This is a genomic window from Luteimonas sp. MC1750, assembly GCF_016615955.1.
Taxonomy (GTDB): Bacteria; Pseudomonadota; Gammaproteobacteria; order Xanthomonadales; family Xanthomonadaceae; genus Luteimonas.
In genome coordinates this window covers 1,095,578-1,110,506 of sequence record NZ_CP067113.1, presented here as the reverse complement: position 1 = coordinate 1,110,506, position 14,929 = coordinate 1,095,578, and the positions used below count along the sequence as shown (strand labels likewise).

The window sequence follows — 14,929 nt, the reverse complement described above, 5'->3', positions numbered from 1 at the left end:
GCTGGATCCTTACTGGGCGTGCTGGCGAGCGAGAAGCTCAGCGCGCTCGGCGTCAAGACGAGCCATTTCAATCAGCACAGGACTTGTGCCGTCATCGGCAACGGTGGTGATGGTGGTACTGAAACTGTCAACTTGATCGAAGGCTTTCCCGCCCAGCCAGAGGAGAGATGCGGAGATGGCGATTGCGATGGCGCCGACGATTGCTTGTTCTGTCATGTTCATGTGGATGTTTTCCTTGTGGATTAGGGTTAGGCGACGATTGAGGGAAGGATGGTGGCAGTGAGAACTGCCAGGCCGATGAGGGCCAATACCACTGGGGCAGCGGAACGAAGTGCGATGAAGCTGTGTTCTTGGGAGTTGAGGATGCGGTCGTAGATGCTCATATTTTTATTCTCGGTTGACAGTGTAGGTTTTACCGGTTGACTTGATATGTTTACAGCTAGTGGTTTAGCGGGTTTGGTGTTGCTTTCTATATAACCAGTATGCGGTGAGACTTGGCTTTGGCAACTTTTTAGAGGCGTATTTCTGCGTGCCAATTCGCCGTTTCCAAACGAAAAACGCCCTGATTTCTCAGAGCGCCTCAATTACCCATTTTTAGTTGTATCAATGCTTCGATGGCGTCTCGGGGCCGGAAGTCTGGTCCTTGAAAGTAGATGATGTATTCAGGTCCCCAGCCATCGGAACAGTGTTCGCGGATCCGCGCCTCCCAGCCAACTCCCTCTTGAACCCAGGCCACGGCCCATCGAGCGGCTGCGTCATTAGACGGTACTGGCTTACGAAACCTGTCAAAAACGATATTCACCCCAAGAAGCCCTGTGCCTCCATGTTGCGCAGCCAGTCCACGACCACTGGGGCCGGAGACTCTTGTGCAAGCAGATCCACCACGTTCCCGTCGAAGAATTGCTCCACGAGCACTTCGTCTGGGACATCGATAGGCAACGGGAGTAGCGACCAGCGGACCTGCCAACCAGATCCGTCGAAGTGCTCGGAGACCGTGGCATGAGTCTGGCCCCGGAGCTTATGGACGGTGAACTGATACAACGCCCCAGGAAGCTCTTGGGTAGTCAATTTCAAGTCCGGCGTTAGATAGATGTTGCACGACATGGCACTTTCCTGGTTGGGGGGCGGAGCAGGCCGCGGATACGGCCTGTCCAAATATCCAAAAAAACGTTCTTAGCTCCTAGGCACGATCCGCCAGGTTTGGCCACCTGCTTCGAGCTGGTCTAACCCCTCTTCGATGATGGCGATCAGGGCAGTGGAGATGTTCCCCTCACCCGCCACCGCAGACGCAATGCGATCGTGGAGAGACTTATCCACCCTCAGGAACACCACCTGGTCGCCACGAGGGACCCGTTTTTCTACGACGATGACAGGCTGTCCTTCTTGGCGAAGGATCCTGACCCCTGGGGGCTTGTCGGTGTAGGAGACTTGGGCCAGCTCCTCGGCGTCGATATCATTCCAGCTCACTGTCCTGCTCCTCCTGTTTCATGATTTCGTTGACCCAGTCCAGCTCCGTCTGCGAGTGGATCAGCAACACGATCTGCTCTTCAGTGGCCTCTTCCACCTCAATGATTTCGTACTGCCCAGGCCCCAGGCACAGCAGAGCGCGGGTCATCTGACGGCTCCTTCGAGCAGCGCGTCCAAAGCCTTCCGGACGGAGGCAATCTCTGCCTGTGCACGATCCAGGTAGCGCACTGGTGGGGCATCGATGACGGTCAACCCTCGCCCGTAAAGGTTCGAGTACAGCGTTCTGTCGGATACGACTGGGCAGTGCGGGTAGCGTTCCTGCCGTACCTTCCTGGGCTGGGCTCGATCGGCGCGGAAGCGAGAGACCACCTCCAAAATCCTGTGTCCGCGTTCCTGGAGAACTGTCTTGCCTCGGAGGTGGACGGTGGCCGATGGGGCGTCGAGAACAACCGGCATGACCAGAACCTGGCCGGGGTACTGCTCCTGGATCCCCGGTGGGTGGTCATGGATGTACAGATCAAACCCACTGACACGGGCATTGGTCGGCACAAAGGAAAGCTCAACTTCGGCCTTCTGGGCGATCTTGCCGAACACCAGCACTGAGCCCTGAGGGTCATGATCGACTAGGCACACCCGCAGGCCGGAGCTCGCGTAGGAAGCGGCCAAGTTGATAGCCAGCATCGTCTTGCCGACTCCACCCTTGGGTGAGGTAATCGAGACGTGTTTCATCTGAAGTAGCTGTCGACGAAGCGGTCGGTGGAAGCTGCCTGGGAGTCAATGGCCGTAGTGGTCATCTTGTCCAGGTCGACCTGGGAGGCTGCGAGGAAAAGCAGGCTAAGAACTGTGTAAAGCATGAGATTGGTGGAGGTATTTGAGGTCTTGATACGCATGTGGATTGTTTCCTTATGGGTGCATGTACTCGGCTAGCTATGGCTAGCCATACGTTGACGCTAAATCCAAAGATGGATTTGGCAACCATAAGAAAGCGAGCGAATACGAAAAAGCCGCCTTTCGGCGGCTTGCGTATGCTCATCCTCAGCGTGCTCCAACTGGCCGACTAATCCCCTGCTCGACCTTTGGCCACCCTCTCCCAAGTCTTCTTACCTTCTTCGGTAGCGAAATAACTGTCCAGATCTACTTCGATGCCTGAGCTGTAGAAGCGAGCGTAGGGGCCTTTGGGCTCTTCGGCTTTGCTGTTCCCAGTTCTAGGGGCTTGGGGCGGGCGCTTGAACAGTGCGCGAAGGATCCTTTTCATGCCTGTGCCTGCTCACCGTGCCGACGTTCCCAGTACAGCTCCATAAGCTGCTTTCTGGTCATGATCCTGGCGTTGTCCGGAGTCATTGGCTGGGTGGAGTCAGCCGGTACCATCACAAGATTGTTCGCCTCACGGTGCTTCCAGTAGCGACGCCATAGCGCCCACCACTGCGGAAGGGTCATTTCCCAGCCGGGACATACCTGGTAGCGCTTCCGATGGAGATTGTACAGGCGAGCTGGTGAGTGCGGAGCAGACAGCCAGATACCCTTTTGGATCTTGCGGACTTGTCCGAGTGAACAGCCATAGATGTGCTCGATCCGCTGGGCGTCGAGGTTGTACTCCACGATGACGGTCTGGGTATAGGGTCGCTTGGGAACGCGCTTGGTATCCACGCCCTCTTCTTTGAGGATGTTGCGAACACGCTCATGCGACAGCCCACAACGCTGGGCGATATCCCTCAGTGGAAGCTTGTGATTGACGCGAAGGTCAACAATTTTTTCACGAATATCCATAGTAAGTTTTTCGCATGTGCTCGTTTAGGGCCTCCACTTGCTCGGGCATGAACTGCTTGGCCAGCACATAGGACTCAGCACAGACGTAAACCCCATCCTCGAGCAGTGCGTGGAGCTCCTCCACTTTTCGTGCTCGGATGGTCTCGGCAAGCTGTTGCTTTTCCATTCGGGGTTCGCGGGTCATTCGTACTGGTGTTTTCATGGAGGTGGGGTATGCGTGGATGAATATCCAACATAAGATCAATGTTGGTTTTGGCAACCCGCAATTTGCGAACCCGTACAACTTTATCTATCAGCCAGTCTGACAACGCGAGTTTGATTGCCATGCCCTACCAGTGCGACCAGGTCGCCAGGTGCCACGGCAACGTTGCCTTCCTGGACGATGGCAAAGGCCCGACCGTTGGCGTCCCTGACAATGATCTCAACGCCGCGGTTGTGCCTGCGCTCCTCCATTGCTTGACCAATTTCCCGACCAATCTGGGCGGTGATCTGGTTGACCCCATAGTTGCCGTTCCCCATGGAGTTGCCCAAGGAGTAGCCCACTTGGCTGCCGATATTGGCTCCAGCGTAGGAGTTCGTTCGGTTATCAATGCGGACTGGACTGATCTGGATGACACGGGCCAAAACAAGTTCCTGAGCACCTCGAACTTGTACGTGGCCGTAATTCTGAGCCAGGGCCGGGGTGGACAGAAGTAGGAATAAGGAGATGGCCAGAAGGCGCATGGGGTCTTCTCAGGGGGATTTGACCCACGATAGTTGCCGTGCTGGTTTTGGCAATCTCAGTTATGCCCCAGTTCTCGCAGTTCCGGGGGATTTCGTCGATAGCCGCGAGGCTAGCCACGGCCACCTTGGCGCCCGCGATACTTGTAGCCATGGGCCTGAACTTCAGCGATAGTTGGCCCGTACCATTCACACACAGGGATAGCGTATGAAGAAGTTCATCTTGTTCGGCCTTCTGGCCTGCCTTGCCTCACCTGTCGTCTTCGCACAGGAGGCCACGCCCATCTTCGATGTGTCCAAGCCGCACACGGTCGACACCTGGGAGCTGCTGATCAGGGGCAAGCTCAACCGGTCTGAGGTGGTGAAGCTTCTCGGCAAGCCTGACGTGGCGATGACCGGCTCGCTGACCTTCAACAACCGTGTCCAGGACGCTGATACGGACGAGATCCAGGCGCTGCATGTCATGTTCGCCCACGGCGAGAAGTTTCCTGCCTCCTACGTTGGCTACCTGCCCAACCATGAAGCTGGCAACCCGCCTCCGTTCGCCAGGTAATTGAAGCAACTTACAAGGACGAAACGATGAGCTTGAAGGAACGGCTGTATATCGATGAGTTTCTTGAGGCATACGGCGATATCGGCAGCGAAACATGGAGCGACGAAAGTGTTTTCTTCCTGCTCATGGTTATCGTGGTGGTGTCGGCATTGGCCTCCGTGATTACTATCCTCAGCAGGAAAGCGGGCGGAAGATACGGTTGGATGCTTATATGGACTCCAATCATATTTTTGTTCGCGTCCAATGTCTTTGAGCACGTTGCCGACTCGGTGTTGCCCAGCCTGTACATCGCGACGGTCATCACCATCGCCTACCACGTCATCATGGTGAGGCGGGCAATTCGCTGACAAAAGCTAACCGGCTAGCTTCTGCTAGCCGGTTGGTCCTCGCTGAGATAGCGAACTCGCATTATTACAGCGCGGGTCTGTCGAGTGCTCGCTCCTTTACTCCTCTGCCGAACCTGTTCAATAGATCCGCCCTGCGTTGATAGGCTTGCGCGAACACATAGCCCCGCCCTGCTTTGTAGCTGTCATCAACCTTTGCCCCATAATTCAGTAGTAGCAGAGCAACCGACTCTGCCCCTTCGCGAGCCCAGTTGATATTGTTGTAGGCTGAGCTCCCTAGGCAATCTCGGGCTTCTACGTCTGCACCACTTGCCAATAGATCCTCTACTTCCTGTGCGTCAACTTCCAACGCAGCGACATGGAGGGGAAAGCACTCTTCGTAGTGCGGCCGAAAATCTTGCGCCATTACCTCCCACTTATCATCCTTCCAGCCCTCGCCCCAACTATCCCCACAATATCTCTCATGAACGGTCAGCATAACTGCGCTAATCATGTTGATATCTAGGCAATCCCACGGCCGCTGCTTATTCGATATGGTGCTCATAGCATCTCCAAGTTGATTGGCTAGCCGAGGCTAGCTATATCTTCATCATGAAAGATAACTTGGTTTTGGCAACCTTTGTAACTGCGGAAGCTCTCGCAGATGTCAGGTGCGGAGCTGCGGCGTCAGCCGCATAGCCTGCCCCCAGCGCCAAGACAAATAGCGCGAAGCGCTGCTCGCTCGCATCGATGCTCTGCTCAGTGGAATGTCGCTCAGTCCTCTCCTGGCAACATCAAGGTCAGCACCGGCTCGCCATCATCCCCGCCCGAAACAACCAGTCGCAGGCTCACTGCCACAGGAGTCGTCGACCTACCTTCCACGGGCACCATCAGCACTTCGAACTGGACCACGCTTGCCCCCGCCTTCGCTGCAGCGTCTGCCGCCAGGCGAGCCATCGTCAGAACGTCGTGGAGCCTCCCGGTAGTGGACTGACCTGTGCTGTCGGCCTTGCGCTGCTCGATGTGTTCTGCCCAAGCCACCGTGTGCCACACCGCTGACGTACAGGCCATCGGGATCTTGAAGCCGTAGGTGCGTGCCGTGTCGGTCAGATCCACGAGCACGCCATCGGCGAGCGCCTGGGCGCGGGTGTAAATCGAGATGGGCTGGCCCCAGAAGTCGTTCATATCAGTCTCCATAGACAAAGGTTTGAGCCTGATCGGCCACGTTCTCCAGCCAAGTCATGACGTCTCCGGGCACCTCGCGAGCATTGGCGTTTCGCGCCTCGTCAACTTCGGCGGTGTCCAGTACTCGGCCCAGCGTTCCGCTGGCCGTGGCCTTGGGCGCGTACACCATCAGTGGTGTGCCATTGCCTGGATCATCTGGAAAGACTTCCCGGCGGTCGGCCACCAGCATCCAGCCGTGGGGCCCGTTGAAGGTGTTGGTGTTCATCAGTGTCTCGTTTCGTTGCCGGCCACCAGGGCGGGGTCGGTGTTGCGGTTGAAATAGCCCGTCAGCCAGCAGTGCGCGGCATGATCGCCAGCGTCGAAACCAATGCGTTCGGACCAGAAATTGATCGGCCAGTCCAGCCCATAGGGCACGTTGCGGGCGTAGGTTTTGGCCAGATAGCGCAGCTGCTCCATCTCCTCCACGCTCGAGCCGGTGAAGGGCATGACCGAGCAGGCGGTGGGCGAGGTACGCCGAACGTAGCCGGGGGCGATGGGGCCAGTGCGTCGTCTCATGTCAGCTTTCCTTGAAGTAGAAGGACTCGCCCGACCAGATGACCGTGGAGTTGCCGGGGTCGCGGCGGATCTCCACACGAAGATCGCCAGCGCAATTCGGGATGTGCCCACCCTCATCACTGATTTCGCGCTCGAGGCTGTTGGCCACTTCCTCTGCGAAGCTGCGAGGATCCACCAGCTCATCAGGGCCCAGGGGCCGCTGGAGGTGGATGTGGCCTTCTTCGGGACCGGTGGGGACGTAAGCCACCACGGTGAACTCCGGCGGCGTGCCAAAGAAGGGGTTGCCACAGCGCTTATCGTTGCGCGTGGTGCAGCTCTCGCACCAGTTGTTGTCCAGAAGCGACAGCACTTCCCAGGCCTGCTCCTCGGGGTCAAACCGCGCGATGGCGTCGTGCCGGATATCGCGGCAGCCGCAGTCTTGGCAGTACCAGGTTTCGGTGGTGTTGGTCATTTCTCGTTCCCTGCCCGGGGACATGCCCTCGGAATGTTCCTGATGGGAACCGGCCGCCGGCAGGCAACGCGAAGTCAAGGGAACAAGTGAGTGGGCTGGCGCGGGACGCAGGACACGGGCCCACGAACGACCCTTGACTGGATAGCGGCGCCGGAAGGCACACAGCGAAGTTCAACCATTCCAGCTGTGCTTTTGGGCCAGCGATTGAGCCCGCAGGGGCCATCCGTGATGGCTCGAAGACAAAAAGCGCGTCCGGCCCCAGCCTCAGTCAGGCACTTTTCAATTCAACCGGAAGACAAGTCTTAGTCGCGCGCCCGACGTCGATACTTTTCCGTTGAATGAGGACACCATCGATGAAATCGTAATCGAACAGGCTTATAGACTTTTCCTTTCCCCAAGCGTCGATATAGATAATTCTTTCCATAGATTTACAATACTCTTTTATGTCGGTGGCCTCCTCAAGCAAAGGCGTATCATCGCTCCGCTGAGAGCCCTTCATACGAGCAGCCTCCAACCAGGCTTCTTCAGCCTGGCTTAGATCTACTTGGCTTTGAGCATATACTTGAGGCTGAAAAAACAAGCCTATTACCAAGGACAACGCTGTAATTGAAACTGTACGCATAGCAAAACTCCATGTGGATGTTTCACCAGCATGCGATTGAAGTTGGATTTGGCAACCTTACTTTCGAAGAAGTGCGAATTGCCTTACATCACCATTTCGGCGGCCGGGACAACGGCCCGAGCCGCCACTTTTGCGATGTCCTTGGCAGCATCTTCCAGTGCAGGGATGGCGACGTCGGAGACCTCGACCTCAGGCTCTGGGGGCAGCATAGGCTCGTAGGAAAAGCGTTCCAGACCGACGAAGTCGCACACTTTCTCCGCGGCTGCGGCTGCGGTGTACAGGAACGACGGATCCTCTCCGGCAATCTTCATCCAGTGGTGGATGTAGGCGGCATGTTGAGACGGGTCGTGTCCAATCCCGAGCTCCACACCCATGAGGTGGCTTGCCGTCTCGGCGATCATTTCTTCTTTGGCATAGGACTCGGATCCGAACGCACCTGTCAGGTCGCGAGCCAGACGCGTTTCGTGTCCGCTCCAGTGGGCCAATTCATGAAGCGCCACGGCGTAGTAAGCGTCTGGAGAGACGAAGCGCTCCGGGTAAGGCAGGCCAATCTTGTCTGCTTTTGGCGCGTAATGTGGTTGGCTGGCGCCATGAACGATGACGGCCCCGGAGGCTGCCAGAAGTGCTTCACACCGCTCAATCCGCTGAGCGGGAGTGGTTTCAGGGCGCTGCGGAGGGGGCGGGAGCCCGTCGATATCTTCGGCGTTGAACACGTTGAAGAAGAACGTCCTGGGCTTGTCCATCCAAGGTTGGACGACAGTGGCTTGTTCCGCTTCCTGGCCGTTGGGAAACATCACATAGCGCAACGGGACGGACTTGGCTCCCTTTTTCACTTGCGCGCCAACGGACTGTGCCTGCTTGTACGTCAACCAACGGTTGTCTTCGTAGCCGTTGGTCATACCCACCAGGTACAACATCACACGGTTGCCGCCCCGGTAGGCTTTCCCGGTGGTCGGGTTGTAAGGCAGGTTGGCGATGGTGGATGGATCGCCGGGTTTGAGGACGGGCAAGAAGGGCTTGCCCTGCTTCATCAGCTCGATGAGGACTTTCGCCTGGGCCAGCGCCAAGTCCGCGTACTTCATGGCTCCAGAGGAACCTCGATACTGACTTCGTCGCCTCGTTCCAGTGCAACTCGAACAATGGAGAGAGCCTGTCTGGCGTCAAGCAGGTGATCGTCGGATGTGCCAACTTCAATGGCCACACCGTCGCGAATGCGAACAATGCGGTATCGCAGTGAGGCGTCTATGGCGTCTGAGGGTGAGAGTGCGTCTTCCATCCACCCACGTTATGAGTGGGTTCCAGGCTTTCCAGAACAAAGTTGCGGATTTCCGCTGCGGTTCGCAGATTTACCGATCGTGTCCCGGAGCTGGGCGGGACGGACGATAAATAGCCTTCGGCTTGGAACCAACGGGCATGTCATCGACCAGCGATGAGCGGGACTCAGCCTTATCACCAGTCATGGCCCTGACACCATTCTCGAGCCTCTGGGTTCGATTGGGGTCCCTCATGATCTTGTCGTACGCATCCCCGCGCACCTTCTGCGCCTCCTTGAAGGTTTGCTCGACCGTGGCTCCTTCGCGCCAGCGCTTCTCAACGAACGCCAGCGTTTCGTGCAAGGCAAGCCGATCCACGGCAATTTGAACTGCGAGAGTGCGGGTTCTCTTGGCCTCCACGCGCGCCAGGTCGATCTGATCTGCCTGAGCCTCGAAGAAGTCGGCATTGGCATTGCGGTTGATCTGGTTCAAACGTGCGTTGGCAATTTCAGTGGGTGTGTTGTCCGGAATGAAAAGCTCCTCAGGAGCTTGGCTTTTGTTTGCAGCAACACCGGCTAGAAAGGCGAGAGGGTCAAAACGCATGGCTGTCTCCTGTGATGAATATTCATCGTGGTGGACCAGGTGAAATTGGCAACTGCGATTGCATGATTTGCTTCGCAGTTGCCTATAGTCAAGTGGCCGGGTTAGACCCAGCCACGGGCGGCAAGCGAGGTATATCCCTCGGTGGAAACGACGAAGTGATCCAGCAGGCGAATATCAAGAATTTTGAGAGCTTCCTTGAGACGGGAGGTTAGAGCCATGTCCTGAGCGCTAGGCTGTAGATTTCCGGATGGATGGTTGTGCGAAACGAGTACCGCTGCGGCGTTGTGCTCCAATGCTCGCTTGGCGATTTCTCGAGGATGGATCTCAGCCCCGTCGATAGTGCCGGCGAACATGTCTTCCACGGCGATAACCTTGTGCCTCGTGGTGAGGAACGCAACTGAGAAGACTTCCCGGTCATGGCTCGCCAGGCGGTAGCGGAACATATTTCCGGCCGCTGAGGGGTCGCAGACCATGAGGCCTTCGCGGACGCGGGAGCGAAGAAGGGCTTCGGCTTGCTCGAGCGTCCTGTTCTGCTCGTTTGTAAGTGGTTTTGGAAAGCGCATGTTGGTTCTCCTGGCTCGCCTGGTTGGCGTGCGCAGGACCAACGCCGGGGCATGAAGGCCGCAGCGCACCGCAGGTCGAAACGGAAGCCAGGTGGGCGTGTCGCACACCTTCCCGACGGGTGGATGGAGTGGAGAAGCCGACAGGCTTGCGCTGTGGCCCGACCCGGCAAAGTGTCCAAAGCCCGCAGGCGAGCTGGGACCTACATTCGTCCAAACACAAAAAAAGGAGGTGGTACCGAAGCACCACCTCCCCCGCGTGGGGCCATCCACATGAAACCCCTTGCGGAAGCTCAGCGACCGCCGATCCGCATGCCCACTCCGACAACCGGCTTGTTGCCACCACCGAAGGCGGCACCTGCAGACACGCTGACCCGGTCATTGATCCTGCGCGACCAGCCCACTGCCAGAGCAGTCTCGCCACCGGAGTGGCCCAAGCCCACGGTCATGCCACCTTCGCCAGGAGTTGCGGCCATCATCGACATGGCGCCCATCTGGGCTCCGAGGCCGTTGATGCGCTTGTCGGTACGCTCGAAGCGGTTGTCGATGTCCGTCCAGCGGTCATCCCACTGCTGCTGGAGCTCGTAGAGCTGGCCACCGTTGACGGCATCGGTTGAGCCACGCTCAATCCGGCCGTTGGCGACACCCGTGATGCGCTGGTTGCCAGCGTCGATACCCTGCTGGGTCATTGAAGGGCCACCTTGGATACGAACGCCTTGGGCGTCGACGGTTGTGGCACCGACTGACAGGCTGCCCTGCTCGCTCAACTCGACGTTGTCGGCAAGAGCTACGGTCTGGGAGCCATCTTCGTTGTCGGACACTTCAATATTCTTGCCAGCTACCGCCTTGCTGCCGACTCCGTCCTTGCCATCTCGGCCGTGGAGAGACTCGAGCCATTCCTGCTCATCGCCCTCGAAGCCGTTGGCAACAGCGACTTCGTAGGCTGAGCGGCCGTCATCGCCGTCGATGCCATCAATCCCATCTCGGCCGTCAATTCCATCACGACCGGCTGGACCTTCAGGGCCTTGCGGGCCTTCTGGGCCTTCGGGGCCTTCTGGGCCTTCTGGGCCTTGGCCACCCTCACCACTTCCGGGAGGACCAGGCTCGCCGCGGTCGCCCTTGTCGCCCTTATCTCCCTTGTCGCCCTTATCTCCCTTCTCACCGCGCTCGCCGTCCTGACCGTCCCGGCCGTCGGCTCCATCACGACCATCGATCCCGTCGCGGCCATCCTGGCCATCTGCACCACGCAGGGACTCGAGCCACTCGGTTTCGGTGCCAGAGAAGCCATTGTTGACAGCCACCTGGTAAGCAGACGCACCGTCGGCACCTGCGGGACCTGCTGGACCTTGGCCGCCGCCACCAGGGTTTTGCTCCAAGTTCCACACGCGGGCGTCAAGGTCGTACAGACCACCTTCTACTGTGTTGTAGGTGGCTCCGGAGAGGTAGACGTAGGCCGGAGGGACAAACTGGCCCATGGAGTTGAAGCCCGCGCCTCCGCCAAAGCCTGAAGCAACAGGAGTCATTTGACTCATGTTGACTGCGTCGTTGGGAGCCAAGCCGTTGGCCACGTTGGTCAGACGTGCGGTTGAAGTATCGTTTCCAAAAGAAACCACGCCTTCTTCATCGCATTCCGAGCCATACCCAACGGCAACACACTCTGCACTTACCTTTGTCTCGGCTCCTACGCCGGTTCCCCGAGCGGCACTGACATTCGATCGATATCCGAGTCCAGTGGCAGCCACACCGTTTACGTTGGAAATTGCACCAAGAGCTGTTGCGCCCTGTTGGTGAGCTTGGCTATTGGATCCGTAAGTCGCCGAAAACATTCCAGTGGCGTTGGAGTTGTCCCCAACTGCGGCGGAGTACTGGCCACTGGATCGAGCAAAATATCCACCAGCAAAAGAATTTGCGCCCGAAGCATTACTATTTGCTCCGAAAGATGAGGCATTTTCTGCAGTGGATCTTGCGCCAGAGCCATATGTCGAAGAGTAGGCTCCGGTAGATTGGGAGGAGGCCCCATATGTGCTCGAATTGAGTCCTGTAGCCCTCGCCAGGTGGCCAGTGGATGTTGACCGCTCAGCGGACGCCTGAGCACTTGAACCAGTCGCAGTTGATTGAAGTCCAGTAGCTGAGGCTGCATGCCCAGTCGCCGTCGAATTCCCTCCGCTAGCTGTCGACTTTGATCCAGTCGCTGTGGCGGCTGTAGCCGTGGCCTTCGCATAACTACCAGTGGCAGTGGTATCAGTGCCATTGGTCTCCGCACCGTGGCCACACACTGTGCTCAACCGAGTCTGTTCGGTGTCAGCAAGAATTGCACCTTCGCAGGCGTAGTTTCCTTCACCTGGATCGTAAACTTGTGCATACACGCCGCCGGAGGCAGCCAATAACGCAAGAGAAAGGATTGTGTACTTCATGATGTGGATGGACCAATAGTGATAGGTCTACCCACGCTAAAAACAAAACATGATTTGGCAAGCATGCAGAAACGAGTAAGGCGGCCGTAGCCGCCTTATCGTGAAAAGTCGGTTCGATTTCTCGAACTGGATCGAGTAACTACTATCAGGCTGGCTGCTCTTCGGTCTTTTCCAGCTTCTCGCGGAGGATCTTCTTCACTCGCTCGCCGATTTCCTGACCGGAAGGGTCAGCGTCGGGGTTCTCGGTGAAGATCGCCATCAAGGCGCTGATGTAAGCCTCACCCATGGCAGTGGTCAGCGCTGCTGCGGTGGTCGAGGAGATGGCAGCACCTGCGGCAGTGCCCGCACCTGGGATGAGCTTGAGGAGGTTGCTGACCACAGCCCGACCCAAGAAGCTTGCGCCTGCCACACCAACGGCTGAGGTAACCAATGAGGCCATCATGGTGTTGCTCAGCGGCACGCCAAACACACTGGTGATCTTGGCGATCATGCCAATTTGGAAGGGAGCGATGAGGAACGCGTCTGACATCGGGAGAGGGCTCAGGCCCGCGGTGCCGGCGGCGGTTGCTGCGGCATAGACGAACTTGCGGGCCTCATTGCGCTTGGCATTGAGGTCAGCTTTCTGTGCAGCAGCGAAGGCCCGGCGATGACCGTCGGGGATGGCACCGTTGGTCAACTCAACGAGTGTGTCCAAGCCCAAGGGTGGCAGCGAGTGGCCCTCATCGAATTGTTCTCCGATCGCTCGCACGCGAACGACATTGCGACACAGGGGCAGGAGCTTTTCGACCTCGGACTTGAACCCGTTGTCGGCCCTGGCCTTGGTGATGACGCCAATGACGGGCAGCGTCTTTGCCAGGGCCTGGTGGAGGGCGATCTCAGCCTCTTCCACACGCCTGCTGTCTTCCAGAACACACAGCCACACGACGTGGATGTGTTTGTTCGGGTCGGAGTCGGCAGCACGAGTGGCCACGAGATCTTCCAGGGCCTTGACCGTCTCCTGGTAGTTGGCCATCTCCAGGCCGCGGGTGTCGATGACCGATACCGGCAAGCCTTCCTTGGTGTACTCCTTGATCTCCATGGTGATCGCGCGGCCCTGCCCGGTCTCGGCCAGGTTGGCGTGGAACATGGAGTTGATCAGCGTGGACTTGCCCACGCCAGAGCGACCTGCAATGAGGATGTTCACCCGGCCCATTTCCTTCGTGGCTTCTGCCACTGCCGCGGCGATGTTGTCCAAAAGTCCCTTATCCACCATTCCCCCTGATTGTTGTTCTCAGCCGTGCTTCGGCTGGTAGACATCCTACCCGCCGGGGGTGCGCTTGACACTGTCGTTGGGTCCGAGCGGTGAGCTACAACCCGCAGGGCAAGTTTTGGCGGGGCCCAGATGGCATGGCATCGAACGGCAACCCATTGGGCTGGGACTGACCAGTACCGGGGCGCCATGTCTTGTAGGGGGCATCGAGACCTCGTCCCATGTAATACCGAACCTCATCAACTTCGACATTGATCTCGTACCGCTGATGCCGGTCTTTCGGGCAGGTTCTCACCCCAGTGATCCGGTAAAAGATGGTGTGGAGGTGGTGGTTGTGAAAGTTCGGATCCCGATTGAATCGCACTGCTCGTGTTTCAATCTCTTGGGGAGACAGTGGGATGAAGAAGTTCAAGGTGTTCTTGTAGATGCTGTAAGCATCGAGCCCGTAATCGCCATCCAACGCATTGGGTCCGACGACCTTACCAGGCAGATCGGCAAGAGCTTTTGCAGGAATGCTGATTACCACACCATCGCGGATTTTGAGCACAGTACCGGCGCCGCGGGAGTAGTACTTGTTCGTAGCCCCAAGCGTAGCCACGCGCTGCGCGTACGCTGCGGCAACTTCTCCAGGTGGGACCTTGATACCGATACCGTCGACTTGAACGACGGAAACATTGGGTTTCCCTACCCCACCAATAATTTGCGCCTCTACCTTCTTGCAGCTGTAGGGTAGATCATCGAAGGCCACGTTGATCTTCGCATGGGCGTTCGCCAGATACATCGGATCGCAGGTACCCAAGCCTCGGAACATAAACGGCTGCCATGACCCACCTCCACGCCGTACGTGGGTGTAGCCTTCAAGCTCAGGTGGAATAAAGGAAGGATCTGGTGGATAGAACGCGCCCATAACAGGGTTGGCGTCCATATCACCAAGCATGGCCAATTTGGCGACTTCAATAGGGTCAGGAAAATCGATATCAACGCCACCGTCGAGCGTTGGCCTCACACGGGGATCGACAATTTCCTCTCGTCTCTCATCTTCAATCTGGTCCCTGATTTTTCCTTCGACCGTGTCATAGATCACGCCCAAAAGTCGGGCCCGCTTCGATTGCGCCTCAACATTCGTTGAGAGCATGACCAGTCCACATGCCAATGCCAGCGTCAATACGTTTTTCATCCATGATCCCCCTGTACCAACAGACATCCT

23 protein-coding genes are annotated in these 14,929 nt (G+C 57.6%); 2 read left to right on the top strand and 21 right to left on the bottom strand.

The window, feature by feature from the left end:
• Positions 1-9: 9 nt before the first annotated feature.
• From JGR68_RS05275 to JGR68_RS05235, 10 genes are all read right to left on the bottom strand, one after another.
• Complete coding sequence (locus JGR68_RS05275) at positions 10-222, bottom strand: hypothetical protein (protein ID WP_199361435.1); 213 nt, start codon at positions 220-222, stop codon at positions 10-12.
• Positions 223-248: 26 nt separating this feature from the next.
• Entirely contained in the window at positions 249-383 is a 135-nt protein-coding gene (locus JGR68_RS14105; protein WP_255527421.1) for a hypothetical protein, read from the bottom strand.
• Positions 384-798: 415 nt separating this feature from the next.
• Positions 799-1,104: a hypothetical protein gene (locus JGR68_RS05270; protein ID WP_199361434.1), complete on the bottom strand. Its 306-nt coding sequence runs from the start codon at positions 1,102-1,104 to the stop codon at positions 799-801.
• Between the two features lie 69 nt (positions 1,105-1,173).
• Entirely contained in the window at positions 1,174-1,467 is a 294-nt protein-coding gene (locus JGR68_RS05265; RefSeq protein ID WP_199361433.1) for a hypothetical protein, read from the bottom strand.
• Positions 1,454-1,615, bottom strand: coding sequence for a hypothetical protein (locus JGR68_RS05260; protein ID WP_199361432.1), 162 nt, complete (start codon positions 1,613-1,615; stop codon positions 1,454-1,456). Before JGR68_RS05260 ends, JGR68_RS05265 begins: the two co-directional genes overlap by 14 nt.
• Positions 1,612-2,196 (bottom strand): ParA family protein, encoded by a 585-nt coding sequence (locus tag JGR68_RS05255; protein ID WP_199361431.1) that lies wholly within the window; start codon positions 2,194-2,196, stop codon positions 1,612-1,614. The genes JGR68_RS05260 and JGR68_RS05255 overlap by 4 nt, the downstream gene beginning before the upstream one ends.
• Positions 2,193-2,357, bottom strand: a complete 165-nt coding sequence (locus JGR68_RS05250) for a hypothetical protein (protein WP_199361430.1) — start codon at positions 2,355-2,357, stop codon at positions 2,193-2,195. Before JGR68_RS05250 ends, JGR68_RS05255 begins: the two co-directional genes overlap by 4 nt.
• A gap of 361 nt (positions 2,358-2,718) precedes the next feature.
• Positions 2,719-3,234: a hypothetical protein gene (locus JGR68_RS05245; RefSeq protein ID WP_199361429.1), complete on the bottom strand. Its 516-nt coding sequence runs from the start codon at positions 3,232-3,234 to the stop codon at positions 2,719-2,721.
• A complete protein-coding gene (locus JGR68_RS05240; protein WP_199361428.1) occupies positions 3,221-3,418 on the bottom strand; it encodes a hypothetical protein in 198 nt (65 codons plus the stop codon). The genes JGR68_RS05245 and JGR68_RS05240 overlap by 14 nt, the downstream gene beginning before the upstream one ends.
• A 101-nt stretch (positions 3,419-3,519) precedes the next feature.
• Positions 3,520-3,957, bottom strand: a complete 438-nt coding sequence (locus JGR68_RS05235) for a hypothetical protein (RefSeq protein WP_199361427.1) — start codon at positions 3,955-3,957, stop codon at positions 3,520-3,522.
• A gap of 205 nt (positions 3,958-4,162) precedes the next feature.
• Between JGR68_RS05235 and JGR68_RS05230 the strand changes: the two genes are divergently transcribed.
• Positions 4,163-4,507: a hypothetical protein gene (locus JGR68_RS05230; protein WP_199361426.1), complete on the top strand. Its 345-nt coding sequence runs from the start codon at positions 4,163-4,165 to the stop codon at positions 4,505-4,507.
• 26 nt (positions 4,508-4,533) lie between these two features.
• Positions 4,534-4,854: a hypothetical protein gene (locus JGR68_RS05225; RefSeq protein ID WP_199361425.1), complete on the top strand. Its 321-nt coding sequence runs from the start codon at positions 4,534-4,536 to the stop codon at positions 4,852-4,854.
• Between the two features lie 750 nt (positions 4,855-5,604).
• On the opposite strand, the gene JGR68_RS05220 is transcribed toward JGR68_RS05225, so the two are convergent.
• The 11 genes from JGR68_RS05220 to JGR68_RS05170 form a co-directional block, all read right to left on the bottom strand.
• Entirely contained in the window at positions 5,605-6,015 is a 411-nt protein-coding gene (locus JGR68_RS05220) for a DUF6573 family protein (RefSeq protein ID WP_199361424.1), read from the bottom strand.
• A gap of 1 nt (position 6,016) precedes the next feature.
• Positions 6,017-6,280, bottom strand: a complete 264-nt coding sequence (locus JGR68_RS05215) for a hypothetical protein (protein ID WP_199361423.1) — start codon at positions 6,278-6,280, stop codon at positions 6,017-6,019.
• Entirely contained in the window at positions 6,280-6,570 is a 291-nt protein-coding gene (locus JGR68_RS05210; RefSeq protein WP_199361422.1) for a hypothetical protein, read from the bottom strand. The genes JGR68_RS05215 and JGR68_RS05210 overlap by 1 nt, the downstream gene beginning before the upstream one ends.
• A gap of 1 nt (position 6,571) precedes the next feature.
• Positions 6,572-7,021 (bottom strand): hypothetical protein, encoded by a 450-nt coding sequence (locus JGR68_RS05205; protein WP_199361421.1) that lies wholly within the window; start codon positions 7,019-7,021, stop codon positions 6,572-6,574.
• A 268-nt stretch (positions 7,022-7,289) separates the two neighbouring features.
• On the bottom strand, positions 7,290-7,643 hold the full coding sequence (locus JGR68_RS05200; RefSeq protein ID WP_199361420.1) for a hypothetical protein: 354 nt from the start codon (positions 7,641-7,643) through the stop codon (positions 7,290-7,292).
• Between the two features lie 83 nt (positions 7,644-7,726).
• Positions 7,727-8,725 (bottom strand): zincin-like metallopeptidase domain-containing protein, encoded by a 999-nt coding sequence (locus tag JGR68_RS05195; RefSeq protein ID WP_199361419.1) that lies wholly within the window; start codon positions 8,723-8,725, stop codon positions 7,727-7,729.
• A gap of 264 nt (positions 8,726-8,989) precedes the next feature.
• Positions 8,990-9,499 carry a hypothetical protein gene (locus JGR68_RS05190; RefSeq protein WP_199361417.1) on the bottom strand — a complete coding sequence of 170 codons (510 nt, stop codon included), beginning with the start codon at positions 9,497-9,499 and terminating at the stop codon, positions 8,990-8,992.
• Between the two features lie 101 nt (positions 9,500-9,600).
• Positions 9,601-9,972 carry a JAB domain-containing protein gene (locus JGR68_RS05185; RefSeq protein WP_255527429.1) on the bottom strand — a complete coding sequence of 124 codons (372 nt, stop codon included), beginning with the start codon at positions 9,970-9,972 and terminating at the stop codon, positions 9,601-9,603.
• 380 nt (positions 9,973-10,352) lie between these two features.
• Complete coding sequence (locus JGR68_RS05180; protein WP_200672734.1) at positions 10,353-11,672, bottom strand: YadA C-terminal domain-containing protein; 1,320 nt, start codon at positions 11,670-11,672, stop codon at positions 10,353-10,355.
• Positions 11,673-12,618: 946 nt separating this feature from the next.
• Entirely contained in the window at positions 12,619-13,707 is a 1,089-nt protein-coding gene (locus JGR68_RS05175; RefSeq protein WP_199361411.1) for a DUF697 domain-containing protein, read from the bottom strand.
• A 112-nt stretch (positions 13,708-13,819) separates the two neighbouring features.
• Positions 13,820-14,899: a hypothetical protein gene (locus JGR68_RS05170; protein ID WP_199361408.1), complete on the bottom strand. Its 1,080-nt coding sequence runs from the start codon at positions 14,897-14,899 to the stop codon at positions 13,820-13,822.
• Positions 14,900-14,929: the final 30 nt, after the last annotated feature.

Coding starts and splice junctions, on each gene's coding strand:
- JGR68_RS05220 (WP_199361424.1), bottom strand. CDS start 6,015: ATGAACGACTTCTGGGGCCAGCCCATCTCGATTTACACCCGCGCCCAG.
- JGR68_RS05225 (WP_199361425.1), top strand. CDS start 4,534: ATGAGCTTGAAGGAACGGCTGTATATCGATGAGTTTCTTGAGGCATAC.
- JGR68_RS05230 (WP_199361426.1), top strand. CDS start 4,163: ATGAAGAAGTTCATCTTGTTCGGCCTTCTGGCCTGCCTTGCCTCACCT.
- JGR68_RS05190 (WP_199361417.1), bottom strand. CDS start 9,499: ATGCGTTTTGACCCTCTCGCCTTTCTAGCCGGTGTTGCTGCAAACAAA.
- JGR68_RS05170 (WP_199361408.1), bottom strand. CDS start 14,899: ATGAAAAACGTATTGACGCTGGCATTGGCATGTGGACTGGTCATGCTC.
- JGR68_RS05255 (WP_199361431.1), bottom strand. CDS start 2,196: ATGAAACACGTCTCGATTACCTCACCCAAGGGTGGAGTCGGCAAGACG.
- JGR68_RS05270 (WP_199361434.1), bottom strand. CDS start 1,104: ATGTCGTGCAACATCTATCTAACGCCGGACTTGAAATTGACTACCCAA.
- JGR68_RS05240 (WP_199361428.1), bottom strand. CDS start 3,418: ATGACCCGCGAACCCCGAATGGAAAAGCAACAGCTTGCCGAGACCATC.
- JGR68_RS05235 (WP_199361427.1), bottom strand. CDS start 3,957: ATGCGCCTTCTGGCCATCTCCTTATTCCTACTTCTGTCCACCCCGGCC.
- JGR68_RS05245 (WP_199361429.1), bottom strand. CDS start 3,234: ATGGATATTCGTGAAAAAATTGTTGACCTTCGCGTCAATCACAAGCTT.
- JGR68_RS05185 (WP_255527429.1), bottom strand. CDS start 9,972: ATGGTCTGCGACCCCTCAGCGGCCGGAAATATGTTCCGCTACCGCCTG.
- JGR68_RS05215 (WP_199361423.1), bottom strand. CDS start 6,280: ATGAACACCAACACCTTCAACGGGCCCCACGGCTGGATGCTGGTGGCC.
- JGR68_RS05260 (WP_199361432.1), bottom strand. CDS start 1,615: ATGACCCGCGCTCTGCTGTGCCTGGGGCCTGGGCAGTACGAAATCATT.
- JGR68_RS05210 (WP_199361422.1), bottom strand. CDS start 6,570: ATGAGACGACGCACTGGCCCCATCGCCCCCGGCTACGTTCGGCGTACC.
- JGR68_RS05250 (WP_199361430.1), bottom strand. CDS start 2,357: ATGCGTATCAAGACCTCAAATACCTCCACCAATCTCATGCTTTACACA.
- JGR68_RS14105 (WP_255527421.1), bottom strand. CDS start 383: ATGAGCATCTACGACCGCATCCTCAACTCCCAAGAACACAGCTTCATC.
- JGR68_RS05200 (WP_199361420.1), bottom strand. CDS start 7,643: ATGCGTACAGTTTCAATTACAGCGTTGTCCTTGGTAATAGGCTTGTTT.
- JGR68_RS05205 (WP_199361421.1), bottom strand. CDS start 7,021: ATGACCAACACCACCGAAACCTGGTACTGCCAAGACTGCGGCTGCCGC.
- JGR68_RS05275 (WP_199361435.1), bottom strand. CDS start 222: ATGAACATGACAGAACAAGCAATCGTCGGCGCCATCGCAATCGCCATC.
- JGR68_RS05195 (WP_199361419.1), bottom strand. CDS start 8,725: ATGAAGTACGCGGACTTGGCGCTGGCCCAGGCGAAAGTCCTCATCGAG.